The organism is Enterobacter sp. RHBSTW-00593 (assembly GCF_013784105.1).
GTDB classification, from domain to species: domain Bacteria; phylum Pseudomonadota; class Gammaproteobacteria; order Enterobacterales; family Enterobacteriaceae; genus Enterobacter; species Enterobacter ludwigii.
The window spans coordinates 2,431,980-2,452,297 of the sequence record NZ_CP056393.1 but is presented as its reverse complement, the minus strand read 5'-3'; the positions used below and the strand labels follow the sequence as shown (position 1 = coordinate 2,452,297).

General features: G+C 55.5%; 16 protein-coding genes. 9 read left to right on the top strand and 7 right to left on the bottom strand.

The window, feature by feature from the left end; translation table 11 throughout:
- Positions 1-6: 6 nt before the first annotated feature.
- From patD to HV242_RS11520, 3 genes are all read left to right on the top strand, one after another.
- Positions 7-1,431, top strand: a complete 1,425-nt coding sequence (gene patD, locus HV242_RS11530) for an aminobutyraldehyde dehydrogenase (RefSeq protein ID WP_050736870.1) — start codon at positions 7-9, stop codon at positions 1,429-1,431.
- A gap of 155 nt (positions 1,432-1,586) precedes the next feature.
- A complete protein-coding gene (locus tag HV242_RS11525) occupies positions 1,587-1,760 on the top strand; it encodes a GhoT/OrtT family toxin (protein WP_032670341.1) in 174 nt (57 codons plus the stop codon).
- An 86-nt stretch (positions 1,761-1,846) separates the two neighbouring features.
- Positions 1,847-2,605: an alpha/beta fold hydrolase gene (locus tag HV242_RS11520; protein WP_020884021.1), complete on the top strand. Its 759-nt coding sequence runs from the start codon at positions 1,847-1,849 to the stop codon at positions 2,603-2,605.
- Positions 2,606-2,638: 33 nt separating this feature from the next.
- Here HV242_RS11520 and HV242_RS11515 read toward each other — a convergent pair whose 3' ends face one another.
- Genes HV242_RS11515 through HV242_RS11505 form a run of 3 tightly spaced genes read right to left on the bottom strand, consistent with a single transcriptional unit; the run spans position 2,639 to position 9,148 of the window.
- Positions 2,639-4,813 (bottom strand): virulence factor SrfC family protein, encoded by a 2,175-nt coding sequence (locus HV242_RS11515; RefSeq protein WP_063858666.1) that lies wholly within the window; start codon positions 4,811-4,813, stop codon positions 2,639-2,641.
- Positions 4,810-7,791: a virulence factor SrfB gene (locus HV242_RS11510; RefSeq protein ID WP_050736868.1), complete on the bottom strand. Its 2,982-nt coding sequence runs from the start codon at positions 7,789-7,791 to the stop codon at positions 4,810-4,812. Before HV242_RS11510 ends, HV242_RS11515 begins: the two co-directional genes overlap by 4 nt.
- Positions 7,792-7,795: 4 nt before the next feature.
- Complete coding sequence (locus tag HV242_RS11505; RefSeq protein ID WP_050736867.1) at positions 7,796-9,148, bottom strand: SrfA family protein; 1,353 nt, start codon at positions 9,146-9,148, stop codon at positions 7,796-7,798.
- A gap of 283 nt (positions 9,149-9,431) precedes the next feature.
- Between HV242_RS11505 and HV242_RS11500 the strand changes: the two genes are divergently transcribed.
- Positions 9,432-11,030: an ABC transporter substrate-binding protein gene (locus tag HV242_RS11500; RefSeq protein ID WP_025204114.1), complete on the top strand. Its 1,599-nt coding sequence runs from the start codon at positions 9,432-9,434 to the stop codon at positions 11,028-11,030.
- Between the two features lie 51 nt (positions 11,031-11,081).
- Entirely contained in the window at positions 11,082-11,315 is a 234-nt protein-coding gene (locus HV242_RS11495) for a YdcY family protein (RefSeq protein WP_050736866.1), read from the top strand.
- A gap of 14 nt (positions 11,316-11,329) precedes the next feature.
- On the opposite strand, the gene HV242_RS11490 is transcribed toward HV242_RS11495, so the two are convergent.
- Together HV242_RS11490 and HV242_RS11485 are read right to left on the bottom strand one after the other, a co-directional pair.
- Positions 11,330-11,779 (bottom strand): DMT family transporter, encoded by a 450-nt coding sequence (locus HV242_RS11490; protein ID WP_050736865.1) that lies wholly within the window; start codon positions 11,777-11,779, stop codon positions 11,330-11,332.
- The gene (locus tag HV242_RS11485; protein WP_050736864.1) at positions 11,776-12,294 is read right to left on the bottom strand and encodes a GNAT family N-acetyltransferase; all 519 of its coding nucleotides are present in this window, start codon (positions 12,292-12,294) and stop codon (positions 11,776-11,778) included. Before HV242_RS11485 ends, HV242_RS11490 begins: the two co-directional genes overlap by 4 nt.
- 150 nt (positions 12,295-12,444) lie before the next feature.
- On the opposite strand from HV242_RS11485, the gene HV242_RS11480 reads away from it, so the two are divergent.
- The 3 genes from HV242_RS11480 to HV242_RS11470 all read left to right on the top strand — a co-directional run bounded on the left by HV242_RS11480 (position 12,445) and on the right by HV242_RS11470 (position 15,048).
- Complete coding sequence (locus HV242_RS11480; protein WP_032670344.1) at positions 12,445-13,020, top strand: helix-turn-helix domain-containing protein; 576 nt, start codon at positions 12,445-12,447, stop codon at positions 13,018-13,020.
- Positions 13,021-13,085: 65 nt separating this feature from the next.
- Positions 13,086-14,126, top strand: a complete 1,041-nt coding sequence (locus tag HV242_RS11475; protein ID WP_050736863.1) for an NADP-dependent oxidoreductase — start codon at positions 13,086-13,088, stop codon at positions 14,124-14,126.
- Positions 14,127-14,379: 253 nt separating this feature from the next.
- A complete protein-coding gene (locus HV242_RS11470; RefSeq protein WP_020884031.1) occupies positions 14,380-15,048 on the top strand; it encodes a GntR family transcriptional regulator in 669 nt (222 codons plus the stop codon).
- 133 nt (positions 15,049-15,181) lie between these two features.
- Here HV242_RS11470 and pqqU read toward each other — a convergent pair whose 3' ends face one another.
- Positions 15,182-17,296, bottom strand: coding sequence for a TonB-dependent receptor PqqU (gene pqqU, locus HV242_RS11465; protein ID WP_020884032.1), 2,115 nt, complete (start codon positions 17,294-17,296; stop codon positions 15,182-15,184).
- A gap of 241 nt (positions 17,297-17,537) precedes the next feature.
- Here pqqU and yncE point away from each other — a divergent pair, with 241 nt between their 5' ends.
- Complete coding sequence (yncE, locus tag HV242_RS11460; protein ID WP_020884033.1) at positions 17,538-18,599, top strand: 7-bladed beta-propeller protein YncE; 1,062 nt, start codon at positions 17,538-17,540, stop codon at positions 18,597-18,599.
- 70 nt (positions 18,600-18,669) lie between these two features.
- Here the strand turns inward: yncE and ansP are convergent, their stop codons facing one another.
- A complete protein-coding gene (gene ansP / locus HV242_RS11455) occupies positions 18,670-20,166 on the bottom strand; it encodes an L-asparagine permease (protein ID WP_020884034.1) in 1,497 nt (498 codons plus the stop codon).
- Positions 20,167-20,318: the final 152 nt, after the last annotated feature.

Genomic DNA, 20,318 nt, shown 5'->3' with positions numbered 1-20,318 from the left:
AATGCTATGCAAACACAACTGCTGATAAATGGTGAACTGGTCGCCGGGGACGGGGAAAAACAGCCGGTCTATAACCCTGCCACCGGAGAGGTACTTCTGGAGATTGCTGAAGCGTCAGCAGCGCAGGTCGACGCGGCGGTCCAGGCCGCCGATCGCGCATTCATTGAATGGGGACAAACCACGCCTAAAACGCGTGCCGAGTGTCTGCTGAAGCTGGCTGACGTGATTGAAGCCCACGGCGAAGAATTTGCCCGTCTCGAATCGCTCAATTGCGGTAAGCCGCTGCACTGTGCACTGGGAGATGAAATTCCGGCTGTGGTCGACGTTTTCCGCTTCTTTGCCGGCGCCGCCCGCTGCCTGAACGGGCTGGCCGCCGGCGAATATCTTGACGGTCACACATCGATGATACGCCGCGATCCGGTGGGCGTGGTCGCCTCCATTGCGCCATGGAACTATCCGCTGATGATGGCGGCATGGAAGCTGGCACCCGCGCTGGCCGCGGGTAACTGTGTGGTGATCAAACCTTCGGAAATTACCCCACTGACGGCCCTCAAGCTGGCGGAACTGGCGAAAGACATCTTCCCGGCAGGCGTTCTGAACGTTCTGTTTGGCCGCGGAAAAACGGTCGGCGATCCGCTGACCGGCCACGAAAAGGTGCGTATGGTGTCGCTCACCGGTTCTATTGCCACCGGCGAACATATTATTGGACACACGGCGTCCTCGATTAAACGCACCCATATGGAGCTGGGCGGCAAAGCCCCGGTTATCGTTTTCGACGACGCCGATCTTGATGCGGTTGTTGAAGGGGTACGTACTTTCGGTTTCTACAATGCGGGGCAGGATTGTACGGCAGCCTGTCGTATTTATGCGCAGAAAGGCGTTTATGCCGCGCTGGTGGAAAAACTGGGTGCCGCGGTGGCGAGCCTGAAGATGGGCGCGCCGGAGGAGGAAACCACCGAGCTGGGCCCGCTCAGTTCCGAAGCCCATCTTTCACGCGTCTGTAAGGCGGTTGATGAGGCTAAAGCCCTGAGCCATATTCGCGTGGTGACCGGCGGCAGCAAAAAAGAGGGGGCAGGCTACTATTTCCAGCCAACCCTTCTGGCAGGGGCAAAACAGGACGATGCTATCGTTCAGCGTGAAGTGTTTGGCCCGGTTGTAAGTGTCACCGAGTTTGATGACGAAGCGCAGGTGCTGGCATGGGCGAACGATTCGCAGTACGGCCTGGCGTCATCGGTCTGGACCCGCGATGTAGGGCGTGCCCACCGGATGAGCGCGCGTCTGCAGTACGGCTGCACCTGGGTTAATACCCATTTTATGCTGGTGAGCGAAATGCCGCACGGCGGGATGAAGTTATCCGGCTACGGCAAAGATATGTCGGTGTACGGCCTTGAAGATTATACCGTTGTTCGCCACGTGATGATAAAGCACTAAGCCCCCATGCCCGGTCGCATTCAGCGCCGGGCATTCTCTGCCTGCAGTACATTATCCATATTATTCAGATGGTTATTCTGTAACGAAAAAACTTGATCTGTATCAACATATGACGCATATTGCGTGCGGTTATTTTTTCGGCTCTGGTAAACAGAATGACGTTGTATCAAAAGATGTTGGTTTTTTACGCAATCATGGCTTCTGTCTGTGCATTAATTACCTGGTTCCTCTCTAAAGACCGCAAACGTATCCGACTGCTCAGTGCTTTTCTGGTGGGTTCAACCTGGCCAATGAGCTTTCCCGTTGCGCTGTTGATCTCGCTTTTCTGAAGCACGCTTCCCGTTTTAAAAGATGAACATAGCATTCCAGACACGAAGACTGTATAAATACACAGTGAATCGTTAAAGGAGTGCTTATGAACAGTTTTTACTCGCAGCAGGCCGGCTGCGTTGTGCGCTGGCACGATCTTCCCGGCTCTGGCGATCCTGTGGTGTTTATTCACGGGTTAGGCTGCGCCTCTTCTTATGAATATCCTCGTATCGTCTCTGACGCCCGGTTTGGTGCGCGCAGAGCCATTCTTATCGATCTCCCGGGCAGCGGTTACAGCGACAAACCCGTGCAGTATCGTTATCGCACCAGCGAGCAGGCGCGAGTGGTGGCTGAACTGTTGGACCATCTCAAACTCAATAGCTTCTGGCTATATGGTCATAGTATGGGTGGCAGCATTGCTATCGAGGCAGCAGGACTGATGGCGCCACGCGTAAAAGGGTTGATGGTGTCGGAACCCAATTTTCACGCCGGAGGTGGCATGTTCAGCCGCTCTATTGCTGCACAGACGGAACAACAGTTCCTGGCGCAGGGGTATGATGCGCTGCTCAGTGCAGAAACCTCACCCTGGGCGGGCAGTCTGCAAAGCAATGCGCCGTATGCCGTGTGGCGTGGCGCGTCCAGCCTGGTGGAAGGGGTAGAGCCGGAATGGGAGGTTCAGTTTTTGTCTCTGCGCTGTCCGGTGACGTTGATTTTCGGCGAGTGGTCTCTACCTGATGATGATGTGGACTCTCTGCAAAAGCGGGGCGTTGAGGTGAAAATCATCCCAGCGGCCGGACACTCCATGTCATGGGAAAATCCGTCGGCACTGGCGCAGACGTTAGCAGAGTGTATGACCACGACCTGAAAGGATAGCCCGCATCTCTGCGGGCCAGGAGCGCTATCGTAACAGGGCTTGTAAGGCCTGGCGTGCGGCAGGCTGTACATCGTGCGGGTGGCGGAAATCGATGTTCTCTATTGCCCGGCTATAGAGGGCGACCAGCCAGTCATAGACATACACCGTTGCCGCATGTACGGGTTGTTCTCCCAGACGCGTCAGGCGCGGCGCGGTACTGTTGACCACCGGCGTGACAAAGATTGCCTGGCCTTTACGGATGCGGCTCGCCGGGCGTGCCTCTGCGGGTGTCCGATCGTAGCCCAGCCAGCCAATGAAGTTGCCCATCACGGCATGCAGTTGAGCAGCGCTGCTCTTGTCGGTTTCAACGATGTTCTGCAACTGCTGCGGCAGGTTCAGTCGGTAGCTGGCCACCACCAGAACGTCAGCAATTTGCTGCAAAACAGCGGGTTCCAGCCCAAGGCGCGCGGCAGTGGCATCGTTGCGGCTCCACTGGCGCAGATGGTTTATCCAGACTTTATGTGCCAGGCGAGCTTTGTCTTTGGTCTGGAATGGACTGGCGTTCTCCTGGGCATGCTCGGCAAACAGGTCAATGGTATCCGTAAACAGTCCGTTCACCTGCTCCTCGCGGGGCTGCTGAACGGCCAGCAGGGTTTCAAAGGCTTTAAGCGGCGGCAGAAGACCTTCAAGCAGTTCACCGTGGCGGGCAGCGGAGCTTTGCAGAACGCGCACCATGTTTTCGGCCTGAGTTCGTCTGGCGCCGGGTTCCTCAACCAGCGGTGCCAGATACCCCTTCATCAGGGCCGAGAGTTCCTGGCGCAGCATTGCTTTCAGCGTGCTAAGACGCTTCTGCCGCTGAGCGGGTAACGTGGCCTGAGACAACCACTCGATCACGCGCTGCATGCTGTGGCTGTCCAGCGCCTGCAGTGTCCCCCAGCGCACACCCGGTTTGCCCAACAGGTGCTGTACCGTTTCATCAAGGTTCTGACGGGTGGTAAAACGTGCGTCTTGAGGCGTAATCGCCCACACCAGCCCCGGCAGGGCGGATTCTTCAACCGGCTGAGTCTCTTTGACCCAGTTCATCAGCACCCGGGCTTTTTTAGCCGTTTGCTCGTGCTGGGCTGTCGCATTGCAGATAACAAGCACGTCCGGTTGCAGCTGCTGGCGATAATGCTCCAGCAACCACTGGCATTTAGCCTGGTTCAGTGTATCGGCGCTGTTATCTGAAAAGACCGGAATATCAATAATATCGACATTATCCAGGGCGCTGCTTTCGACCGGCAAGACCAGCTCACGCGTCAGGAAGGCGAGCGTATCGACAGGGATACTGATGGCGTTAAGCATCTCGCCGTTGTTCAGCGGATGAAGCAGTGTCTCCTGGGCCTCCGGAAGGGTAAAGGTGCCGTGAGTCAGGAACCCTTCGCCCGGCAGCCCGAAGTTATCGACCAGCAGGCTGAGCGGGGCGGCGAGTGCTCCGGCATGGCTGGTCTGATGCAGGACATGAGCGAGCTTTAACCACTGCTGGGTCAACTCCTGTTGCTCACCCCACAGCAGCGACCAGACGCTGGCTCGCGTGCTGAGATCGAGCGAAGGGACCAGCTGTGCAAACTGATGCCACAGGGCATCATCAATTTGCTGTTTCGCGGCAGGTACTGAGCTTTGCCAGAAGCGGGCGATGGCACCCACGTCCTGAGCTGTAATACCAGGAACGCCCTGCGGCTGGCGCAGGCCACGCCACTTCTCCAGGCGCGTCTCAATGACCGCTTTATCCACGGCGCGGATTTCCGGCTGCAGCGTGGTGCGGGCGATAAACAGCTGCACCAGCTCTGCCTCTGTCACCAGGCTCAGGTGCAGCGGGAACGCCTCATCCATCACCTCTGTATTTCCGCGGGTGAACCGCACGGCCATGTTGGTCAGGGCATGTCCCGGATTAATGTGCGAAAAGTAGTCAAATGTACGCTGGCCTGGCGTAACGTTCAGGCGGCCATTACCGCTGCCGCATAGCGATAAAAGCAGATGCGCTTTAGCACTCTGAGAATGACCGTAAAGTCCAATACTGCCCGGGCGGGACAGGGCGCGGTCAATGGCCTGCTCCCGTGCCTGCGTCGCGTTGATGCGCGCAAGAAGGGCATCGGCCTCGTTATCCAGCACAGGGGCGTTCAGGCGCGTCTCATTTATCCACCCGATTAAGACCTGAGTGGTGGTCATCGTCGCAGTCATTTCAGGTATACGCTCCCGCTGTCGATCCAGTAGTGGCTGCCGCTATGACGGCGATCGGCCAGAGTATTCAGTTTGAAGGTTAAAGCATCAGGCGGAACCGGCGTCCCGTCCTGCAACCAGGCATCGCTCAGCGCGAAGGATTCAGGCCCTTCATGCTTATTGCCGCCGCAAAGTTTGAGCCGCACGTTCAGCACGCCGTCACCCGCAATCGCTTTGGCCAGTTCGGCCGAGTTGATGCTAAGCGTATAGAGCGGCGTTGCCGGCCAGCGCGCGTTCGCCAGCTGGCGGAAACCGAGCGTCACATTTCCGCGCAGCGGGAAGTGCAGACGAGCGTCGAGTTTCGCACCCGGTTTATCCAGGTCGATATCCTGATACCAGACGTTTTCTTCACGCAGGGTGTTTACGGTGTTATCCAGGACACCCAGATAGCGAACAGTCGAATATGCACCGATATCCGCGGCTTTAAAGTTAAAGCGCGGCAGTCGCAGGTCAAGCGCCAGGCTGCAAAGCATCGCGCCGACGGCGGCGGTCGATTTTGGATTACCAATGCGTCCTTGCTGGCTGAACGGGTACCATTCATGAACCTGATATTTATCCAGCCAGACGATGCGATTAACCGGCACCGGCTGCAGATGGCGAATAAGCGCCTGAACGCCAGGCAGGCAGCCCGGACGCCCCGTGATCAGCAGAATATCGCAGCTGTAATGTGAAATGGCCTCGCACACCGCATGCAGGGGTGACGCCAGCGTGAACTGGCCTGCCAGCATCGCATCCTGCATTTCACGGAAATTCACGTGCAGCGGAACGGCAAACAGATCGAAGGCGTCTGAACCTGCCGGCAAGGCATGATCGACGGCCTGTTGCAGATAATTCATCACGTTGCGGGTCGGTTTTTGCGACAGCAGATCGCCAAAGGTGGCATGCAAGCCTGCCAGCGGATCGTCGATGTCGCTGGATTCCCACGCGGCAAGGATGGCGTGACCAATCGGCATAAAGAGCTGAAGCGCCGTTTGCTGGCGCAATACCGCCTGAGTATCGATACGTCCTGAGTCACCAAACAGCGACGCCATCAGCAGAGAGGCATCGGCGATGCCGGACTTCTGCAGCTGGGTTTGCAGGGCGGGTAACACATAGCGCTGGATGACGTCCAGCAGGGTGTCGTCGCCGGCCACTTTAAACCCTTCACGGAACAGCAGCTGCGGCGTGATTTTGACGTTGTTACCGGAGCCGTCATCCAACTGATAATGGGTGATCGCCATGTCGGTTGTGCCGCCGCCAATGTCGATAGAGGCGACACGCAGCGAGCGCCCCGGCTGCCCGCCCGGTTCAGGTTCACGATCCGGGCGGGCGAGGGAGGCGAAGAACGCTTCCGTCTGACCACCAAAATGTGAGATCGCTTCGTTGTACAGCCACACCAGTTGACCACAGCTGGCCTCGTCCCACTCCATCTGGATTGCAGGCACCGGCACCACGCTTTTTTCCTGGTGCTTACGGGTGGCAAAATCGTCGTCCTGCGGGTGCCAGCCCATCGCTTTCCAGACGATAGCGATCGCTTCGAACATGCGGCGACGGAAGATCTCGCGTTCCTGCTTCGGCATCGCCGAGGGCAGGGTCAGGATCAGCGTACGCAGCTGGCGTGGCGAGGCCGGAAAGCCCAGACGCAGGCGCGTGGCAACGCTGTTGATCTGCCCCAGCGCCTGTGCCAGCAGTTCGCACAGCATATGCGTCATCAGCGTGCTGCGGCTGTACTGCGGGGAGAAAACCGGCAGTCGCTCGTCCTGCGGCAGCGTAAAGAGCGGTTCACCGTCATCGTTCATCAGGTTCATCAGCGGGAACGCGGTCGCCAACGGTTCGCGCTGGGTTTTGCTGTTCATCTGGCTAAAGCGCCAGTCCTGGACCACCGGGGTTTCATCCCACAGGTAGCGACGCGGGCTGGAGATACCGCTGTTACCTTCCGTGCCCAGACGGCGCGTAGCCAGTTTGCGGGCTTCGTCGCCCACGCGGACAATAGACGGCCAGACAAAGGCATCTTCACGCCCACTTTCCACCGAGAAGTGCTGCTTGCCAAAACGCGCTTCTGAAAACTCCAGACGACTGGTAAACAGCGGCTCATTGAGGAACTGTGGTTCGCTTAACGAGCGCACCTGCAGTTCGGCCGTCTGGCGCAGACCGTCGTTCGCATCACCGTGATCTTCAATAATAACGCCGCAGGTATGGGTATTCCCGACGTCGAGGATCAGGTCGACCGGAATAGCCGGCGTACTGAGGGTATGGGTGACAAATTTCACTTCCGGCACGGTAAGCTGTTCACCGAGCATGGACAGCAGGTTGAGCCAGTGTGCCTGGTACTCAAAGCTGCGCATTGCCTGTTGCAGGTCGCGTTCCGCGCGGTTTTCAACGTCGGTCGCATAGTGGGTAAACGCCTCGCGCAGCCAGCCGTCAATCCAGGTCTGGTCGAGGAAGCTTTCCACCTCATCGTCACGCCATGCCAGTCCGAAACGGGTGCCGTTGAGAATGTCATTTTCAACCGGGGACAGCGCGGCAGTAGCATGCTCTGCAATCTGGCTGTCGAGAGCGAGCGTGACGCGGTGTGTATTACCTGCCGCATCAGGCGTTTCAAGTTTACGCACCTGGACGCGCGCCCAGTTATCCGGCCCGTCAACAAAGGTACGTGGCGGATTGAAGCGCAGGAAGGGAATGGGAAGCCAGACACCATCCAGCACCGTCAGGGACTGATGCAGTGGGATCGTGGTTTCCGGTTTCACCACTTCAGGCTGTCCGCCGTTCAATCCCGGCAGCGTGTAACGCCCGTTGACGAGATCGAAATCGAGACGCAGAAGCGGACCGTTGGCGGTTTTACGTACGAAGCGCCCGTTGCTGGCGGTGTCCTGCGGAGTCAGGCCAAAATCGAGGAATTGCACGCCGCTGTTGGCAATAAGCGTGACGCTCTGTTTATAGTCGCAAAGATTTACCAGCATAGGGTCAGGCACCTGCTTTCTTGAACGTCAGTGGAACGACGGTTTTGGCATCATAACGGGCATTACAGTCAGCGACATCGCTGGTACCTGCTTTACAGGCAACTTCCGGCATCGGGTAGCGTGAACCGTCTGTGCAGCGGGCATTACCGCGACTCTTAATCATCAGTTCGCCATTGCTGTGCAGCCCGGAGAAAACCTCCACGCGGCAGACAACATTGTCACCGTGAACAACACGAGCGAAGCCTTTATTGTTCTGGATCTGATAGCGCAGCGACGGTGGTTTGCCGGTAATCGGATCTTTCACGTCGAGGATCGCACGCCATGTTCCGTTCAGAAAACGCGTCGACCCCGCTTTCACCTGGTTTGCTTCCATGACCATGGCGTCTTTCGGGATCGCCGCAATCACAACCGGCGCAGGCGCTGGGGCGGCAACGGGAGCTGGCTCTTTTTCTTTGCTCGCGACCACCTCTGCCTGATGCAGCGGTAATTTCATCGGCAGTGGCTCAACGGCTTTAATCGGCTTTGGCGCAATGGCGACAGGTTCAGGGGCAACGACAGCCACTGGCTCAGCAGAAGGGGCCTGTTTTGGCCACAGCAACGGGGTGGCAATCGCGGCAACGATCACGGCGGCAACCGGAAGCGTCCACAGGGGAACGCGGCGTTTTTTGGCTACGATCGCAGGCTCTGGCTCGGGTTCTTCCACAGGTGGCACAGTGACCGGCGCAGGTTCAGGCGTATACAGTTCGTCCGGCGTGATGCGTACCACCGTGGCCGGGGCAATCAGCGGCTCATCGGCCTGTTCAAAGGTCAGGACTGGGGTCGGTTCCGGCTCGGGTTCAGGGTCTTCAATGACAATCGGGGCTGGCTCAGGGATCAGCGATTCACGTAAACAGTCGAGTACGTCGTCACGCGCATTCTCATTGAGGTTTACAAACCCCCAGAAACTTATGACCGGCTTTCCATCAACCAGGAAAAGGAAATTTTCGCCGGGAAACTGAAATGCTTTCGACAGCAGGGAGCCGAAAAGCTGTTGCGCTGTTTTTGGCGACTGCAGGCACTTCTTACTCAGCGATTCAACGCTGGCCAGCGTATTTTCCAGATAGCGCAGGGCGCGATAACGATCGTCTTCGTTCGCCGCTTTCCAGCTGGTTACACAACCGTCGACCGGCGAATACCAGTCGACACGGTCGCCACCATCATTGACCTGCGGAATAGCCAGACAGTCGACAATCGCCTGTTGTTTGCGTAACCGGAGCGCTTCCCGGATTTGTAACGCTGATTCAAAAACGGCTTGTCCGCCGCCGCCAACGGCCTGAAAGTCATCCAGATTACCGCTGCGTAAAAGAGTTTTTGCCACGATTTGATCCCATATACTTCTTCACACCGTTACTTTAACGAAATCGGGAAGCAACCAAACGGAGGAAGAGACGCCAAAAGGGACGATTTCTTGTGGCATAGAAAGGTGCGGTTGTGCTTGACGAATAATGGCACTTAAGGCAAATCAACCTCTGGCGCACTGGCTGTAAAACCAGCGGAAAACGTTGCTTTAGAATAACCTGATAGTGATTCGTTATTTGCCAGGTTATAGCGGCTGTGCTGTTATTACAGTCCAATATAATAAAACTGCCAGGGTTATAACCATGTCTACAGGGAAAACGCTGCTCGCCCTCGCGCTGAGCACTCTCTTACCAGCAGGTGCCGCATGGGCGGCGAATAATGACACCATCATTTATTGCTCTGAAGCATCACCGGAGTCTTTCAACCCGCAGATCGCCAGCTCAGGCCCGTCATTCGTGGCCAGCTCTCAGGTCCTGTATAACCGCCTGATCAATTTCGACCCGGTGAAAAACACCCCGGTACCGTCGCTGGCAGAGTCCTGGACGATTTCCCCGGACGGTAAGACTTATACCTTTACGCTGCGTAAAGGGGTCAAGTTCAACAGCAATAAATACTTCAAGCCGACCCGTGATTTTAATGCGGATGACGTTATTTTTTCCGTCATGCGTCAGAAAGACCCTAAGCATCCTTATCACAATGTTTCGCAGGGTAATTACGAATACTTTAATGACGTAGGTCTGGACAAGCTGATTCAGGACGTCAAAAAGGTTGATGATTATCACGTGCAGTTTACGCTGAGCGAACCAAACGCCGCATTCCTTGCTGACTGGGGGATGGATTTCGCCTCTATTCTTTCCGCTGAATACGCTGACGCGATGCTGAAAAAAGGGACGCCTGAGAATGTCGATACCTGGCCGATTGGTACCGGGCCGTACGTTCTGCAGCAGTACAAAGTGGATTCGCTGATCCGCTACGTCGCTAACCCGAACTACTGGGAAGGTGCGGTTCCGACGAAACATCTTATTTTCTCCATCACGCCAAACGTAGAAACGCGTCTGGCGAAGCTGCAGACCAACGAATGCCAGATCATTCCGGCGCCGTCACCGGTTCAGTTTGATGTTATTAACAAAAATAAAGACCTGAAGCTGCACGCCGTGGAGGCGTTGAACGTGGGGTATCTGGCGTTCAATACCGAGAAAAAACCGTTTGATAACGTGCTGGTGCGTCAGGCCCTGAACTATGCGACGGACAAAAAAGCCATCGTGAATGCGGTCTTTATGGGTTCCGGTACGGTGGCGAAATCACCCATTCCGCCGAATATGCTGGGCTTTAATAACGATCTGAAGGACTACAGCTACGATCCTGAAAAAGCGAAAGCTTTGTTGAAACAGGCCGGTCTGGAGAAGGGCGCGGACGTGACGCTGTGGTCAATGCCTGTGCAGCGTCCGTATAACCCTAACTCGAAGCGTATTGCGGAGATGATCCAGAGCGACTGGGCAAAAGTCGGCGTGAAGGCCAAAATTGTCTCTTACGAGTGGGGCGAGTATCTCTCCGGTATGCGTAAAGGGGAGCATGATTCCGCGCTGTTTGGCTGGATGTCCGATAACGGCGACCCGGATAACTTTGCTGATGTACTGCTGGGATGCGACAGCATCAAAACCGGATCGAACGCCGCGCGCTGGTGCGATAAGGGGTATGATGATCTGGTCAAGAAAGCCAAACTGACCAGCAACCCGGGTGAGCGTGCGAAACTCTACAGTCAGGCGCAGGAGATCTTCTATGCCCAGGCACCGTGGATTGCGCTGGCGAACGGCAAAACGTTCTACGCCACCCGCAGCAACGTAACGGGGTACAGCGTGAGCCTGATGGGCAGCGATTTCTCCAAAGCGAAACTGAACTGACATTTTTCCCGGCAGGCACCGCGCCTGCCGGGCATCTGACAAGGAGTGACAATGTCACATTTAAATGAAGTTATCGCCCGTGTCGATACCACCATCGAAGAGGGAGTGATTAGCCAAATGAATGAACTGCTGATCGAACTGAGCGACGACGCAGCGTTAAGCCGTGAAGATCGCTACAGTCAGCAGCAGCGTCTGCGTACCGCGATTGCACATCACGGTAAGCAACATAAAGAAGAGATGGACGCCCGTCAGGAATTGCTGACCAAAGGCGGTACGATTCTGTAGCGGTAAGCCGGGGGTCAGAACTGGCGTCTCGCGACCAGCCACGCCCCGACCACCAGCATTACGGCACCGCACACCGGGCCAATCAGCGCGCGCAAGGGGATGCCACTGCTTCTGAGTACATCCATCACCAGCCCGCCAATCAACTGGCTTGCCACCAGCACGGCGATGGTTGTCGCTGCGCCAACATTTTGATAGCCGCTGATACTGGCAAAAACAAAAAACGACCCTAACAGCCCCGGGATCAACGTCCACCAGCGGATCGTTGAGGCCAGCTCGCTAAATCCGGCGAAGCCCTGTTTTAGCAGCAGAATGCTAACAAACAGCACAATGCCAACCAGCGAATTCAGCAGCATCGCGATAAGAATGGTCGAGGAGGACTGAGTGATGCGCACCATTAAGGTGTTTTGCACCACCAGGCCAATTCCCGCCGCCACCAGAAAAGCCAGCGTCAGAGACTGATTCATGAGATAGCGTCCGGATCGCTGCGCTCATCAAGCTGCAACTGCATAAAGGTCAGATCCAGCCAGCGGCCAAACTTGGTGCCCACCTGCGGCATCTGGCCGGTGGTCACAAAACCGAGCGTCTCATGAAGATGAATAGAGGCCTGGTTTTGCGCCTCAATGCCCGCCACCATGACGTGTTTGCCGAGGGTCCGCGCTTCAATAATCAGCGCGTTCATCAGCGTGCGGCCAATACCTTTCCCCTGATGATCCGGATGAACGTAGACAGAATGCTCTACCGTATGCCGGAAACCGTCAAAGGCGCGCCAGTCGCCAAACGAGGCGTAGCCGGTGATAACGCCATTCTCTTCACTCACCAGCACCGGGTAGCCTGCGAGGGCACGCGCCTCAAACCAGGCAATGCGGTTATCCGTATCGACGGTTTTATCATTCCAGATCGCGGCAGTATGCAGCACCGCGTGGTTGTAAATCTCCCCAATAGCGGCGCAGTCTTCTTTGCAGGCATGACGAACGAGCATGTTTGAACCTCTGAGTGTGTTGTTCACTATAGTATTACGTTATGAGTACGATATTACACAACTGTACAGACGGATGGCTATGACATAAGCCAGATTTTTTTGTTATCAAAACCGCGTTGAAATGCCGTTCATACACTATAGTATGACGTCATGAATACTATGACAGACACAATGAATCAAAGGATTAGCGCGCGAATTCGCCTTGAACGCGAGTCGCGAGGATGGTCATTAAGCGAGCTTGCTGACCGGGCCGGCGTCTCGCGCGCCATGATCCACAAGATAGAGCGTGGGGACAGCAGCCCGACGGCGACCTTGCTTGCGCGGTTATCCGGCGCGTTTGGCATCAGCATGTCAACGCTGATCGCCAGAGCCGAAATGCAGGAAGGAAAGCTGCTGCGTCTGGAAAACCAGCCCGTCTGGCGTGACCCTCAGACACACTACCTCCGCCGCCACGTTTCACCCCGCACCGATCTGCCCATCGATCTTGTTCAGGTTGAGCTGCCGGCGGGAAGCGATGTCCCTATGCCCGCCTCGTCGTATGCGCTGGCGCGCCAGCTTATCTGGCTGCAGTCTGGCGAACTGGTTTTCCAGGAGGGCGATACCCGTCATGAAATGCACGCCGGTGATTGCCTGGAACTGGGGCCGCCCAACGACTGCCGGTTCATTAATGAGACGAATGAAACCTGTATCTATCTGGTTGTGCGGCTTAACCAGTCTGGCTCGTAAAGTTAAAGCGTTTACGCCGATCATGAGCCAGGCTCTAATGACATTTGTACCAGAAGGAGTTCCTGATGAATCAATCTGTTTCGCAAAATCGCCGCTGGGTTCTGGCTTCTCGTCCGCACGGTGCGCCGGTCGCGGAGAATTTCCGTCTGGAAGAGCAGCCTGTTCCTGAACCTCAGGCAGGACAGCTTTTGCTGCGCACGGTCTGGCTGTCGCTTGATCCTTACATGCGTGGGCGCATGAGTGATGCACCTTCCTATTCACCGCCAGTGGAAATTGGGGCGGTCATGGTGGGGGGAACGGTCAGTCGCGTTGAGCAGTCAAACCATCCGGACTATACGCCGGGTGACTGGGTGCTGGGCTACAGCGGCTGGCAGGAGTATGAAATTTCAGACGGCAGCGGCCTGGTGAAACTGGGCGATAATATTTCTCACCCCTCGTGGGCGCTGGGCATTCTGGGTATGCCAGGGTTTACCGCCTATATGGGGCTACTGGACATCGGCCAGCCTAAAGCCGGTGAAACGCTGGTGGTTGCGGCGGCGACGGGGCCGGTTGGTGCGACAGTCGGGCAGATCGGTAAAATCAAAGGTTGCCGGGTGATCGGCGTTGCCGGTGGTGCAGAAAAATGCCGCCATGCCGTCGAGGTGCTCGGGTTTGACCAGTGCCTGGATCACCATGCCGATGACTTCGCGGCCCAGCTGGAAAAGGCCTGCCCGAAAGGGATTGATGTCTATTATGAAAACGTCGGCGGGAAAGTTTTTGACGCCGTGTTGCCCTTACTGAACACCTCGGCGCGCGTACCGGTATGTGGTCTGGTGAGCGGTTACAATGCGACGGGTCTGCCGGAAGGGCCGGATCGTTTGCCGTTATTGATGGCGACGATTCTGAAGAAACGTATTCGTATGCAGGGGTTTATCATCGCTCAGGACTACGGCCATCGCATCAAGGAGTTCCAGGATGAGATGGGGCGCTGGGTGCAGGAAGGCAAAATTCACTACCGTGAGCAGGTCACAGACGGCCTGGAGAATGCGCCTGAGGCGCTGATTGGCCTTCTTGAAGGAAAAAACTTCGGCAAAGTCGTGATTCGCGTCGCGGGTGACAATAAATAATCTAAAATATGGCGGGGTTTCCCGCCATATTTATTTGTGAAGATACGATATATTGTCTTTAATTAACTGGACATGGCTTTTCGCGCCTTCCGTTCAGATGAGCACGAAAACGAAAAAAATAAATTTTGCATTTCTTGACATTTTTACAGACTTCCCATCACCAGGCATGACGATACAGGATATATCGGAACAGCGTCGTTTATAAAAAACGGCGTTTAAAAATAGCATTAAGTATTAGCTACAGGAATTGAACATGCTTGATTTGGACCATTTAGAAAAAGCGCAAAGGATCAGTCTTACCATGCAAGTCGAACTCAGTTTGAAAGGCGCGTTAATTACAGGCTCACTGAAACCTGGCGCTCGACTGATTACCAAAGAAATTGCTGATAAATTAGGAACCAGTATTACCCCGGTCCGCGAGGCGCTTTTGCGTCTGGTGTCGTCTGGGGCATTACACGCCACGCCGGCCCAGGCGTTTCTGGTTCCTGAGGTCACGCTTGAGCGTTATAACGAGATTAACGCCATCAGAAAACAGCTTGAGCCTATGGCGGTAGCTGCCGCCTGTCAGCATATGACGGAAAATAAGCTGGAGGTGTTGCGCAAGCTATCAGAGACATTCCATGAAGCCATGCGCAACGGGCACGTTCAGCAGGCGCTGCATGCTAACCGCATCTTTCGGTTTACGCTTTATCAGTACGCGGAAATGCCGACACTCAGCGCCTTAATTGAGCAGCTATGGGTGCGTATTGGACCTTGCATGAACTATCTGCATCAGGAGCTTAACGACATCAAGGTGTCGACTTATCACTACGCCGAGCTCCTGTCCGCGCTTGAGCGAAGAGATGTTGATGGCAGTCAGAAGGCGATAGAGACGTTGATTGACGAAGCGAACACGCTTTTACAGCGACAATATTTTAACTGAGAGATTATTTAGCAGAGCGACTATATCCTGCCGCGAATTATATTCCTGGTTAAATACTCCTGATGGCTTATTGCCATCAGGAGCGTTATTCCATTTATAAAAATAATATTCAGCAAAAAAGAATGCTTTTTGCTTACTCGAAGCGATAAGAGACCGACAGACCTACGCCGTAGTTACGGCCCGGTGCAGGTTCGTAATAACGCCCGTTGGATTCATTCACGATAACCGATCCGACATACTCTTTATCGAACAGGTTATCGACGCGACCAAAGACGTCCATTCCCCAGTTACCGTAGTTGAATTTATACCCGGTATTCAGCCCAACCACCGTGTAGGACGGGGCTTTCGCCGTGTTCTCGTCATCCGCCATGATATCGCTCATATAGCGCACATCCGATCCCGCATACCAGCCTTCTTCCGGCTGCCAGCCAAACGAGGCATAACCCATGTTGCGGGCAATGCCCGGCATACGGTTGCCGTTACAGTCACCGGTGCTGCACACGTTGGTACGATAGGTGGCGTCCAGATAGGTCCACGCCATTTTCAGCTTCCAGTTCTCAGCAAACTGCTGATCCAGGGAAACTTCAACCCCCTGACGACGGGTTTTACCGGCGTTTTTATAGCTGGTACGACCGCCAGCGCTGGCATCGACGACAATCTCGTCATCCGTATCGGTGCGGAACAGCGCTGCCGTCAGCAGACCATTACCGATACGGGTTTTACTGCCCACTTCATAGGTATTGTTCGTGGAAGGTTTCAGGCCAATGTTGAGGCCGCCCTGGTTATCCGCACGATAAGAGAGCTCATTGATGGTTGGCGTTTCAAACCCACGACCTGCCGCAGCATAGAGATTCCACGCATCGGTCACGGCATATTTCACCGAACCGGCCGGGAGCCACTTGTGATAGCTTGCGTCACCGCTGTCGTCTCCGTTGCCCGGGGTCACGTAATGGTCGTTGGAGTCAAACCAGACCGAGCTGTAACGGACGCCGGCATCCACGGAGAGTTTCTGCGTTAACTGCCAGCTGGTTTGCAGGTACGGGTCGACGTTCCACATCAGGTTACGTTCGTTACGGCGTTTGTCGCCCTTGACGCCGTACTCTGGCACGCCGTTGTTCATGACGAAGTTCTCGTATCCGCGACGATCTTCGCTCATGTTTTCGTAGTTCAGACCGGTGGTAAAGGTGACCGGAACCAGCAGTTCGCCACGGTGCGTCCAGCGGGTATCAATCCCCTGGTAATGGCGCTGCATATCAATCACGCCGCCGGAGTGGGAAGGTCTCAGCTGAGGCTGATAAGGAATTGACTGGTACTGCGTCATTTCACGTTCGCCGGCGTACATCATGACGCTGAGATCGTCCTGGGTGCTGAGCTGACGATCGTAGCGCAGGCCAGCCTGGGTCTGCTTGATGGTCTTGCGCGTATTGTATTGGTCGCCACGCGGAGACTGGCGAGGGTTGTCATGCCACTCCTGGGCACTCAGTCCACCCGGATCGTTGGCTTTCATGTCCACGCTGTTGAAAATCAGCGTCAGCTTGCTCACGTCATCAATACGAACACCCAGTTTAGCGTTGGCAAGATTCTTCCGCGCGCCGCTGTGGTCGCGATAACCTTTGGTCGTGAAACGGGTAGTGGACACGGTGTAGTCCACATCCCCGGCATGCGTCCCGTCACCCATCGCGCCGGTGGCTTTCATTCCATAGCGCCAGGTACCGTAACTGCCGTAATAGCTGCTGGCCTCGATGGTCGGCGGCTGCTGCCCGGTCTGGGTCGTCATGTTGATCACGCCGCCAGAGGCGTTGCCATAAAGGGCAGAGAAGGGGCCGCGCAGCACTTCTACGCTGTCCACGCTGGAGAGATCGATATTGGAGGTTTGTCCCTGTCCATCCGGCATGGTTGCCGGAATACCGTCGACATACATACGGATACCGCGCACGCCGAAGGTTGAGCGGGCACCAAACCCACGCATCGAAAGCTGGAGATCCTGAGCGTAATTCTGGCGGTTCTGGATCTGCAGCCCCGGCACGCTGCCAAGAGATTCAGACAGGTTAATGCGTGGCGCAGCATGACGCATATCATCGCCATTCACGACGCTGACCGCCGCCGGGGTATCGAGCTCCGAGACGGTTTGCGGCGTGGCGCTGACGATCATGGTTTGTTCATCGGCACTCATCGCAGTGAGAGGCGCAGAGATAACAGGAACCAGCAGCAGTGGAAGCGTTGCCTTACGGGCAGAAATGATTTTCATGAAATAGACCGGTTATGGAAAAAACGTACCAAATGGAACATGTCCATATATGTTAAATCTTTTGTAAATCTTTTGAAAACTATAACCGCACATTGCGTTAATGAAAGGCCGGCAAGGAAAGAAAAACTCCACATTTAACTCATAAATGATTACTATTCTCATTATCAAGAAGGCAATGCCATGACGTTGCCTGCCGGAAGTGATGTCAGCAGTAAACCCTGTGTTCAAAAAAGGAATTGTTATGTCTTTACGTCATCTGTGCTCGCCGCGCCTGAGTATGTCTCTGCTGTCAGGGGCGTTACTGTTTGCCGGAACCTTCCAGGTTCATGCTGCCGAAGAGATGTTGCGCAAAGCGGTAGGGAAAGGCGCATATGAAATGGCCGTGAGCCAGCAGGAGAATGCGCTGTGGGTCGCGACATCGCAGAGCCGCAAAACGGACAAAGGCGGGATTGTCTATCGCCTTGACCCGGTCACGCTGGACGTGACGCAGGTCATTCATAACGATCTCAAACCGTTCGGTGCCACCCTTGATAATGCCACCCAGACGCTGTGGTTTGGTAACACCATCAACGGCGCGGTAACCGCGATTGATGCCAAAACGGGTGAGGTGAAAGGGCGACTGGTGCTGGATAACCGTCAGCGCAGTGAAACCGTCAAACCGCTGCAGCCGCGCCAGCTGGTGGCCGATGACAGCACAAACACCGTTTACATCACCGGCGTAGGCCAGGAGAGCGCGATTTGGGTAGTGGATGGTGCAACGCTGAAGCTGAAAGAGACCATCGGCAGTACCGGTAAATTCAGTACCGGCCTGGCGCTGGATGCGAAGGCAAAACGTCTTTACACCACCAATGCTGATGGCGAACTGGTGACGATTGATACGGCAACCCACAAAATCCTCAGCCGTAAAAAAGTGCAGGACGACGGTAAGGAGCACTTCTACCTGAATCTGAGCCTGGATACCGCCGGACAGCGTGCGTTCTTAACCGACTCAAAGCAGCCGGAAGTGCTGGTGGTGAATCTGAAGGACGGCAGCGTCATCAAGAAAATTGCCGTGCCTGAATCGCTGGCCGTTCTGTTTAACCCGGCGCGCAACGAAGCGTATGTGACGCACCGTGAAGCGGGTAAGGTGAGCGTAATCGACGCGAAAACCTACAACGTTACCAAAACCTTCGACACCCCGGTCTACCCGAACAGTCTGGCGCTCTCTGCGGATGGCAAAACCCTGTATGTGACGGTAAAACAAAAATCGACCCGTCAGCAGGAAGCCACCCAGCCTGATGACGTGATTCGTATCACGCTCTAAGTTTCGCTCCTCAACATAAAGAAAAAGGGAAGGCGCAATGCCTTCCCTTTGTATAACCAGCAGGTCGATATTAACGCGACGTCTCTTCAACCAGCGGGGCGTCGTGTTTGGCATCATCAGGATGAACCGGCGCCGTACTGTGAATTTCTTGTACGCGTTTACGCACGCCAAACCAGCCGGCAATCAGCAATACGGCCAGCAGAGGAATGGTGGCAATCGTGTAGGTACCGTTCGGGTAATCAAACGCCATCAACACCAGCACGCTGAACAGGAAAAGCAGGGTGAGCCAGGAGGTCACCGGTGCGCCCGGCAGCTTAAAGCTGACTTCAGCGGCTTTGCCTTCTTTGATCGCTTTGCGCAGACGCATCTGGCAGACCACGATAAAGGCCCAGGAGGCGATGATGCCGAGCGCGGCAACGTTCAGCACGATTTCGAATACCTGAGACGGTACCAGGTAGTTCAGGAACACGCCGAAGACATACACCACCAGTGTCGCCAGGATGCCCGCGTAAGGCACATGCTGACGGCTCATCTTCGACATGAATTTCGGCGCCGAGCCGCCCATCGACATGGAGCGCAGGATACGACCGGTGGAGTAAAGACCCGAGTTCAGACTGGAGAGTGCAGCCGTCAGCACCACGATATTCATGATGCTGCCAACATAAGGCACGCCCAGTTTAGAGAAGAAGGTCACAAACGGGCTTTGACCCGCCTGATAGGCGTTCCACGGCAGCAGCAGAACCAGCAGCACCACGGAACCAACATAAAAGAGACCGATACGCCAGATAACGCTGTTAATGGCTTTAGGTACCATGGTCTGTGGGTCTTTACATTCACCCGCCGCGGTGCCGACCAGCTCAATGGACGCGAAGGCGAACACCACACCCTGAACCAGCACCAGCGCAGGCAGCAGTCCATGCGGGAAGAAACCGCCGTTATCGGTGATCAGGTGGAAACCGGTGGCATTGCCATCGAGCGGTTTACCGCTACCGAGGAACACCGTACCCACGACCAGGAACACCACGATGGCCAGCACTTTTACCAGCGCGAACCAGAACTCCATCTCCGCGAACCACTTCACGCCGATCATGTTCATGGTGCCGACAATGGCCAGTGCGCCCAGCGCAAACACCCATTGTGGCACATCACCAAACGCGCCCCAGTAGTGCATGTAAAGCGCGACGGCGGTGATATCGACAATACCGGTCATTGCCCAGTTGACGAAGTACATCCATCCAGCAACGTAGGCCGCTTTTTCACCGAGGAATTCACGGGCATAAGAGACAAAACTGCCGCTGGAAGGGCGATGCAGTACCAGTTCGCCCAATGCACGAAGAATGAAGAAAGAGAAGATCCCGCACACCAGATAGACCAGGGCGAGAGCCGGGCCAGCCATCTGCAGACGAGCGCCAGCACCTAAAAACAGACCCGTTCCGATAGCGCCGCCGATGGCGATCATTTGAACCTGACGGTTGCCCATCGCTTTGTGGTAGCCCTCTTCATGGGAGTTTAACCAGCGACGTTTAGCAGCGTGATGATCGGCTGCGCTTTTATTGCTTGTTTTCATTGAGTTACCTGTTTGCCTGTCTGAACCATTATCGTGATAGTCCTGCCTGGCAGAGTGCAATACAAACGATTGCTTCTGCGCAAACACATGTTGCCTTCCCAGTCATTCTGCGTATGGATAAGGCGAAACATGGCGAGGCATCCTACCTGCAA

Excerpts from the sequence above, each read along its gene's own strand:
- yncE (WP_020884033.1), top strand. The coding sequence starts at position 17,538 with ATGTCTTTACGTCATCTGTGCTCGCCGCGCCTGAGTATGTCTCTGCTG.
- HV242_RS11500 (WP_025204114.1), top strand. The coding sequence starts at position 9,432 with ATGTCTACAGGGAAAACGCTGCTCGCCCTCGCGCTGAGCACTCTCTTA.
- HV242_RS11490 (WP_050736865.1), bottom strand. The coding sequence starts at position 11,779 with ATGAATCAGTCTCTGACGCTGGCTTTTCTGGTGGCGGCGGGAATTGGC.
- HV242_RS11485 (WP_050736864.1), bottom strand. The coding sequence starts at position 12,294 with ATGCTCGTTCGTCATGCCTGCAAAGAAGACTGCGCCGCTATTGGGGAG.
- ansP (WP_020884034.1), bottom strand. The coding sequence starts at position 20,166 with ATGAAAACAAGCAATAAAAGCGCAGCCGATCATCACGCTGCTAAACGT.
- pqqU (WP_020884032.1), bottom strand. The coding sequence starts at position 17,296 with ATGAAAATCATTTCTGCCCGTAAGGCAACGCTTCCACTGCTGCTGGTT.
- patD (WP_050736870.1), top strand. The coding sequence starts at position 7 with ATGCAAACACAACTGCTGATAAATGGTGAACTGGTCGCCGGGGACGGG.
- HV242_RS11515 (WP_063858666.1), bottom strand. The coding sequence starts at position 4,813 with ATGACTGCGACGATGACCACCACTCAGGTCTTAATCGGGTGGATAAAT.
- HV242_RS11470 (WP_020884031.1), top strand. The coding sequence starts at position 14,380 with ATGCTTGATTTGGACCATTTAGAAAAAGCGCAAAGGATCAGTCTTACC.
- HV242_RS11525 (WP_032670341.1), top strand. The coding sequence starts at position 1,587 with ATGACGTTGTATCAAAAGATGTTGGTTTTTTACGCAATCATGGCTTCT.
- HV242_RS11495 (WP_050736866.1), top strand. The coding sequence starts at position 11,082 with ATGTCACATTTAAATGAAGTTATCGCCCGTGTCGATACCACCATCGAA.
- HV242_RS11520 (WP_020884021.1), top strand. The coding sequence starts at position 1,847 with ATGAACAGTTTTTACTCGCAGCAGGCCGGCTGCGTTGTGCGCTGGCAC.
- HV242_RS11475 (WP_050736863.1), top strand. The coding sequence starts at position 13,086 with ATGAATCAATCTGTTTCGCAAAATCGCCGCTGGGTTCTGGCTTCTCGT.
- HV242_RS11480 (WP_032670344.1), top strand. The coding sequence starts at position 12,445 with ATGAATACTATGACAGACACAATGAATCAAAGGATTAGCGCGCGAATT.
- HV242_RS11510 (WP_050736868.1), bottom strand. The coding sequence starts at position 7,791 with ATGCTGGTAAATCTTTGCGACTATAAACAGAGCGTCACGCTTATTGCC.